General features: G+C 47.1%; 6 protein-coding genes and 1 pseudogene. 2 read left to right on the top strand and 5 right to left on the bottom strand.

What is annotated here, in order from left to right; all coding sequences use genetic code 11:
* Positions 1-417, top strand: a 417-nt coding sequence (locus DX909_RS01825; protein ID WP_206512954.1) for a transposase, incomplete at its 5' end; no start/stop codon positions are given.
* Between the two features lie 50 nt (positions 418-467).
* Here the strand turns inward: DX909_RS01825 and DX909_RS01830 are convergent.
* The 3 genes and pseudogenes from DX909_RS01830 to DX909_RS30065 form a co-directional block, all read right to left on the bottom strand.
* Positions 468-1457, bottom strand: a complete 990-nt coding sequence (locus tag DX909_RS01830; protein WP_164851172.1) for an NHL repeat-containing protein — start codon at positions 1455-1457, stop codon at positions 468-470.
* A 106-nt stretch (positions 1458-1563) separates the two neighbouring features.
* On the bottom strand, positions 1564-1935 hold a 372-nt coding region (locus DX909_RS01835), incomplete at its 5' end, for a hypothetical protein (RefSeq protein ID WP_206512955.1).
* A 1-nt stretch (position 1936) separates the two neighbouring features.
* A pseudogene (locus DX909_RS30065) lies at positions 1937-3220 on the bottom strand (M12 family metallopeptidase); the annotation flags it as partial.
* 849 nt (positions 3221-4069) lie between these two features.
* Here DX909_RS30065 and DX909_RS01845 point away from each other — a divergent pair.
* On the top strand, positions 4070-5179 hold the full coding sequence (locus tag DX909_RS01845) for a saccharopine dehydrogenase NADP-binding domain-containing protein (protein WP_128543351.1): 1110 nt from the start codon (positions 4070-4072) through the stop codon (positions 5177-5179).
* A 1186-nt stretch (positions 5180-6365) separates the two neighbouring features.
* Here the strand turns inward: DX909_RS01845 and DX909_RS01850 are convergent.
* Both DX909_RS01850 and DX909_RS01855 read right to left on the bottom strand, forming a co-directional pair.
* Positions 6366-6893: a T9SS type A sorting domain-containing protein gene (locus DX909_RS01850; protein ID WP_128543352.1), complete on the bottom strand. Its 528-nt coding sequence runs from the start codon at positions 6891-6893 to the stop codon at positions 6366-6368.
* Positions 6894-6923: 30 nt separating this feature from the next.
* Positions 6924-7847: a tail fiber domain-containing protein gene (locus DX909_RS01855; protein ID WP_128543353.1), complete on the bottom strand. Its 924-nt coding sequence runs from the start codon at positions 7845-7847 to the stop codon at positions 6924-6926.
* Between the last annotated feature and the right edge of the window lie 78 nt (positions 7848-7925).

Consider the following 7925-nt stretch of genomic DNA (forward strand, 5'->3'; position numbering starts at 1 on the left):
AGAAGTATCAATTGTCTTGACCGTTCACATTTAAAGACAATTTACAAGGCGTCAAGTTTGTCAGCTGCCGAACAAAAATTGACCGATTTTGCCACAAAATGGCAAGAGAAGTATCCGGTCGTCGTCGAGAGTTGGCGTACCAATTGGCTGCGGCTGACACGTTTTTTTGAGTATCCGCCGGCCATCCGTCGGGTAGTTTATACTACCAATACGGTCGAAGGTTTTCACCGACAAATCCGGGTAGTGACCAAAACGAAGGGGGCTTTTCCGACCGATAATGCGCTGCTGAAAGTACTTTATCTTGCTCAGCAACGCATCAGCCAGACCTGGACCATGCCCTTGCCGAATTGGGCACTGACGGTTCAACAACTCACCATTTTGTTCGGTGATCGGGTCCGGCCACACTTACATGTTTAACCCATGACACACTTTATTGAACATTCCCGCAGATGGTATTAACTACCGCATCAATCAAATGCACCCTGGACTCCTACCATCGCGGTCACCCCGCTATAATGCAGATTGGTCTCTATCCTTTTTCCATTAAGATCAACTCGATGCAATGCACCACCATTGGAGGCAATATACAAATAGCCTCCCACACCAGTCATGGCGGTAGTATCACGAAAACCACCTGCTACAAACTTAGATTGACCGGTATAGGCATCGACTTTCCACAACTCACTTCCCTTCATGATATAAATTGTATCACCGGTACTGGAGGCTTCAGCGATTCCCTTAACGTCTCCCCATCCCCCTGTTAATTCCTGGTAAGCCCCGGTTGTAGGGTTGACTCTATACAGATAGCCGTTCTTCCAGATCACAAATAGGTCTCCTCGATGATACAATAAAGCTTTGGTTCCACTCCAACCTCCCCCTCCTAACTGGTGATGAACACCATTTAAATCAATTCTCCAGAGATAGTCGCCCGCCTGAGCGAACATATTGCCTTGATCAGGGACAAAGCCGGCTACCCCGGTTACCCCTACTGACCCAGTCCAGTTACCGTTACCAAACTGTTTATATTTCCCGGTGGACTGATTTATCACCCAGAGCTTTCCATACTGGATGGTATAGATAGAGAAACCATCTTCGGCCATAATCTGAGCCGTTCCTTGGTAGCCACCACCTAAATAGGTGAAGTCTTGAAAGTTTTTCGCATTGACCGCATATAATGAACCCTTCTGCACGACATAGATCACTGAGTTTGCAGGACTAATAGTAGCTTTAACGCGGGCCCTAGGTGAGGCCTTTAATGAATGAGGTGTCGTATCCTCTAGTTCCTTTTTGCAGGAGGTGAGCAGGAAGGCGGTCACAATTAGACTGATTGCCCAAAGGGGCAGAAATTTGATTTTCATCATTTTGGTTTGTTTGATAATTATATAGACAAGCGCCGGTACAAATTGGGCAACCCAGTTGTCGTTGTTTGGTCGCCAATTGAAACTGGAAATTCTCACCGTTCCTTCGCGCCGGTCAACGACCCCATCAAATGGATTATTGGCCAGCGTGGAGCCTCATAGCTTACCTTTCCGCAGCCATAGAGTATGGCTGCAGATGCAACTCTCAAAGGCCTAAAGCTGTGAAAGCACCCATCGAGGTTACGCTACCAAAGCCACCACTTTTTAACAGAATCTTGCCGGTTCCATCCACTTTGTACATATAGCCGTCCGAAGCGATATACAAATGGTCCCCATAGGCGGTCATGGCCGTGGTGTTCTTGAAACCCTGAAACTTGATCAGGTTGGACTGGCCCGTGTTCACATTGAGGCTCCATAAACTATTACCATCGACGATATACAGTTCCGTCGCCGTGCGACTCAGCGCCGTCATAGCCTGAAAACTGCTGTAGGTAGCCGTCCCCAACCGGCTATACGCTCCAGTGGTGGTGTTGACCTTGTAGAGGATCGGGGGCGTATTGAGGTTGGGGTTTTGCCANGTAGAGGAATCCGTTGAGGTAGTAGAGCGCCTTGGTGCCCTTCCAGCCACTATTCCCCAGAGCCCGGTGGATGCCGTAGGAGTCGATCTTCCAGAGATAATCACCGGCCTGGGCGTAGAGGTTGCCCTGAGGGTCTTTGCCTGTGATGCCCACGGCTCCGGCCCAGTTGCCATTGCCCCACTGTTGAAAGCTCCCCGTAAAGCGATCGACTCGCCAGAGCATACTGCCTTGGATGCCAAAAAAGTAGCGGCCATCTTCGGCCAACGTCTGCGCAGCGCCGCGCCAGCCGGTTGCTAATTTCGCTTTATAACTGTTAGAACCGTTCGTACCCACGCCATACAGAATATCTCCGCTAACGACATAGATATTGGAATACAGCGTCCGAATTGTTTCTTTATCAGCAGATGACGGATATGCGTTATCAACTTTTTCTGGAATCAAACTGCCATCCTTTTTAGTCAATACGGCGAGCCTATTGCCATTTTGATCTTTCCTAGCGAAGGAGTAGGAATTATACAACATAATAGAGTTGAAATCGAATCCTTGTCGATTATCAAACTTTATGTCACCTGGTTCTGAACTAAACCCTAGAAATTCCTCTGCATTAATCCCTTCAACTAAGTTTTCCGGATAAAAATTAAGATATTGGTTCCAGTCATAGCGAGTATGCTCGTGCACCAAACCTAAAATATGACCAATTTCATGAGTGATTATGGTAAGTGAGCTCTTATTGTATAGAAAAATCTTTTGCTGCCCCCCCTTTCGCCCAATACCTTCGGCCCAATTCATTGAAGTGGTGGTAGGCTCAAACTGAATGTAGTCAAACTGATTCGTACGAGGTACAAAGCGGATTTGTGTGAAATTTTCCCAAGATAACATGGCATTTTCTATCACCTCCTTGTCCAATCCTGGGCTTATTACATAAGGAATGATGCCTTGTTTCCAGCGACGGTGCTCATTGATAATTCCGGCCCCAGCCATTCGGGCGTTGGGGTTGCTCGAACTAGCCCTGGCTGGAGTTAAGTCTTCTTTACTCAGCAAAATATCGCCCTGCCAAATGGCCTTACCATCGATCTCCTGATAGATAATTGGCAGGCCTCGGAAGGTGCCTTTTTTGGTAATTCCCTTCTGCAAGGAAATATCATTTTTCTTGCCAGAATCCGGTCGAGCAGTGGCCGTCGATGAAGTAGGGATATCTTTTTCCAACTCCTTCTTGCAGGAACTGAACACAGATGCGGTCACGAACAGACCCGCTGCCCATACTGGCAGATGCTTCATTCTCATTGATTTTTTGATTAGAAATTGATTAGATCCCGGCAGCGATACTTTAGGCAACCGGTTTTTGGTTATGATACCTGGTTAGGAAACCAGCATTTTAATAATGTCAATCACTCTTATTTACAACGGTACTTCATATACGTAATCCCACCGTGGGAAACGGCCTAAATGGTGCGGGGTTACGTTGCCCGTTCGTACGGATAGACCTACCACCCAAATGAGCGGTCTATTGGCGGCTGGTGATAGGTTGCTACCAGACTACCAACTGCGACAGGACAATAAGTGGAAAAGCGATACTATTAAAAGGATCAGACAAGCTGCTATAGGCAATGAAGGTCCAGATTTAAGCCCACCCATTGTAACGCTCTAAAACCTGAACTAGGAATTTTACGCCCCTGCTTAGTTTAGGCAAGCCTAGCTCCAGGCAAATGCAAATAGGGAAGGCTCAGATGCAGAAAGCCCTGCTGCTTTTCAGTCTCCGGGAAATGCTCACAGGCCAAAGGCAGTAAGTCCGGCAGCAAGGAAGTCATCCAATAGGTAATCTTTAGAATGGTCATGGCATTGTTCTATTAGCTGATATTAAGGTGTGGTGGAACCTAAAGGCAAAAGATAGCCGTAATGATTTAGGCAACAAAGGTAGGGCAACAGACCAAAGGGAGAAAATAGCTCTTTGGGGCTATTTTGCTTAGCGGAGGACAGAGGTGGAATGGCTCGGTTACACCTTTAGAAAAGAAGTGAAGCTCATATAGAGATTGTTTTAAACGAACCTAATTGGCCCTAAAGGGCTATTTTCTGACTCAGTATACTGGCCGTAGCTTTGTGGTACTATTTCTCCTCACGTTTGGCTAACCCTCTATGAATAATGTTTGCATCCTAATTACAGGCGCCGGTGAGCTTGGTAAAGCCGTCGGTTTGTTCCTTACCCAACACTTTTCCATCAAGGCTACTTATTTTGTGGGTGACAAGGACCCCAGGATTGCCCGGCAGGCAGCTCAGTGGATAGGAGAAGGCAACACGCAAGCCAAAATGGTGTATCCTTTTCAATTTGATGCGACTCAGGTTGATAAAGCCAATCATACCATATTTGGGGCTGCAGACCTGGTCGTTGATTGTCTGCCAGCACCGCTAACTCCCCATGTTGCCCGCCTGGCCCGGCAGCATGATGCACATTATGTGAACCTGACGGCTTCGGCAGATGAAATTGATCAAATTCAGGCCATCGCCATGGAAGCGAAAACCGCGTTTCTGTTGCAGGCTGGAGTAGCCCCTGGCCTGGTCAACCTGCTGCTAAAAGATCTCTATCAGCAATACCCTCTTCTCTCGGGTTGGCCTGCGGTGGATTACGCAGGTATCCGTGTAGCCGTGTTACCCCCCTCCCCAATGGCGGCACCTGCAGGACCCGTAGGTCACTGTGGGTTTCTGTCCTGTCGTGAAGCTATCCTTATCAGTAACGTCCGGCAAATGCGACGGTGGCCTGTCTCGATCTGGGAAAATAATGAAATTAACGGTCCCTACACCGACGCTTCGATGATGGCTGGTGGAGAGGGAAACTTGGTCGAGGCCCTGGCCGAACGCATCCGGCAGGCGGGTCACCCCTTGCAACACCGGACCAGCCGCTTGACAAAGCCCCAAGCGACCCCAGATAGGCCGGACTGGTTACTCACTCAGGCTATCATTGAGGGATATGATGCATCGGGAAAACCCCTTACGCTGCTAAAGTCTTGCCAGATTCATCCGGCTCGTATAGGTCATCGCTGGCTACATGCCTTGCAGGTGGGAAGAGTAGTTTTAATAGCGGAGTGTATCAATCTGTTATTGACAACCCACGCCCGCGGGCTTATTTTTCTTAATCAACTTATGCCGAAGCTATTATTTAAAAGCGAATTAGTACAACGCTTCTTCGTCATCGATCCTAGTCCTGAATTTATCTACCCGCGATCAGTATCCAGTGACCCCTTAGATTAATCATAAACCGTTGAAAACAGATAAACCTAAACTTAAATACCCAATTAGGGATTAATGTCATTCAATAAAACCTTGATTTAATAGTATATCACCATGTATTCCATTCGTACCTAGGTTTACACGGCAGGCAAATATTTGCTTTTCATTCCAAGTTTTACAAAAAAACGGTGAGATGAACCGTATCTGCAGGATTCTAATTATTTCTTCAATGGAAACAAATCAGTAAAAAGTCCAAAAAGTGGAGCCAGACAGTCAATCAACTATTCACTGGTCAGCGAACGAAGTGAAGTGGGCAAATCGGCCGCCTATTAACCAACAAATGTCAGACGATAATACCGCGAAAGTAAAGCAAACCTACAAAGGCTCCCCAAACACCCCGTTTAGAAAATTTAAAACCAACCAATTCTTATTGATGGTGGCCGGTTAAGGCGACTAACCCAGTACTGCTTTATTTATACCGTGAAGCTACTGACGCACAACGAGGCTTATCCTAATTTAAGCCAGCGACATCCAACTCGGTTTATGACTGCAGATGTTGGCTTGAGGAGTCTAAGCCACCTAAATGGAATGCATCAATTTTTCCTCGTCTGGCACTTCTCCGACGGCTGGGATAAGATGACGACGAAAGTTTAAAGGATGAACAGTATGCTTTCGGGGTACGTTTTGATGAGTATACCTACTAATGACACGCTGCTTAGTCTACCATTTGGTTTTGAACAGCGGATTGTGAATCCAGGATCTGGACCTAAGGGAAGGATTGTTTATTTCCCAACCGCTTCGTAGATCGACTTGCTTACCCGTCCCATAGACCTTAACCGTTAGGGCCTTTGAAGCCAGGACGGTTGGTTGGTATTGCCCGAATCCAAAGCCTTTTCTAAGGCAGGCAATGATCTGGGAGAAGGCTTGTAGAGAATGTCCAAAGTCCGGCCCGGTTTATTAAGCTGTACCTGCACCTCACATCCATCGGCCGCCAACTGATATTGTTGATCAAGGCTGGTTTTAGTCGCTCGGAAGCTGCTTTGGCTGAGTTCAGTTCAATGCTTTCCTGGACATCTTCCTGCTGACAGCCAAACAGAAGAAGGAATGTAAAGAGAAGAAAGGTTTTTATGGTGGATAGTAATCCATTCGACTTCCAGCTCCTTTGAAGAAGGAATTGGTGGGAAAGCTTGGCTAGTTTGGAAATAAACTACCGCGTCAATACCAATTTGCGCGAACCGACGCGGAGTCCGTCTGCAAACAAAGTGTATACATAAATACCTGGTGTTAGACTGCCGGCCGTTACATGGACCTCTCCGGAGCCGGCTGGTAGGCGGTCAAAGCGCTGCACTTCTACTCCCTGCCGGTTGGTGATTATTAGCCTTACCTGCTCTGCCTGGGCTGAAACCTGGTAGCGGATGGTGGTGCTCTGGTTAAATGGATTGGGATGGTTTGGTAGAAGCCGATACAGCCGTTGATCATCGAATGACGTTGCTTGCTGGTGTTCCACCGCTTTTTCAAGTGCCTCCAGTCTTTGCTGCATGCCTATGAGTTGCCGGGTCATCGTAAGGTTCGCAGCCGCCACGCTATCGTTCTGTTCAGATAAGGACTTAAGCGCTTCCACCAGCACCGGAATCATGCCCTGGTAATTGACGGCCAGCGAACCTTCATCTTCGGTCACTAACTCAGGAAAGAGTTCTTGAATGTTCTGGGCCAGGAAACCATACTGCACCCCCATGCCAGCTTTTTGCCGACCACCGGCGACTGTTCAAGTTTCAACTCCTTCTTTCAGAAAGTAGCTCACGCCTTTGACCTGTTGTACTTTAGCCAACACATTGCTCAGGCTTTTGATATTTTCTTTCAGCCGCTCGTCGGAAACTACATCATATCTGACGGCCCTCACAGGACCAGGAACGACCAGTTGATAGTTGGTACCCGTATACTTGGTGCCAATGGATAAAGCATTATTGGTAAAGTCACCGTAAAGCAAAGGATTATCGTCATCACCAGTGTCAATGTAAAGTTTACGGGAACCTGTTTCGCTAAATCCGGCCAAATAGCCGATAAAAACGTTGTTTTGGCCGTTGATATTCTTGTATCCGCTGTAGTGACCCAGATAAACATTATTATTACCGCCCGAAGTTTGATAGCCGCTGTAATGTCCGACGTACACATTTCTATGCCCGCTTAGATTGCTATATCCGCTACTGGAGCCTACAAACGTGTTATAGTTGCCATCTATGTTGCTATTACCGCTTGAATTCCCCAGAAACGTATTATGCTGTCCTGATGTATTTCTTCGGCCACTTTCATAACCCAAAAACGTATTACGACTACCTGTGGTATTTGCCATGCCGCTGATGCCGATAAACGTATTGTAATCTCCGGAAAGATTATTTGATCCACTGTTTGTCCCGAGAAATGTATTGCTATGCCCGGTGGTATTTCTAAAACCGCTCAAAAATCCAATGAAGGAATTGTCGTATCCGGTCGTGTTGTTCCTGCCACTAAAATGCCCAAAGAAGGAATTGTTGTACGCGGTACTCAGGTTGCCGGCGTAAGCCCCCACATGGGTATTGAAGAATCCCCCCGATCCGGTACCTGTGCCAAATACAGTATTTTGGCCTTGCGCCTGTAAGAAGCTCATCCCGGCGAATACCGCCGAAAGAAATAACTGTTTACTAAGTTTCATGTCTTGAGGTAAAAGAAAAGGCAAATTGAAATTACCTGGTGATTGCCCTAGTGCAAGACCAAATTAATTATTAGAATC

It is taken from the genome of Larkinella soli (assembly GCF_003703975.1).
Lineage (GTDB): Bacteria > Bacteroidota > Bacteroidia > Cytophagales > Spirosomataceae > Larkinella > Larkinella soli.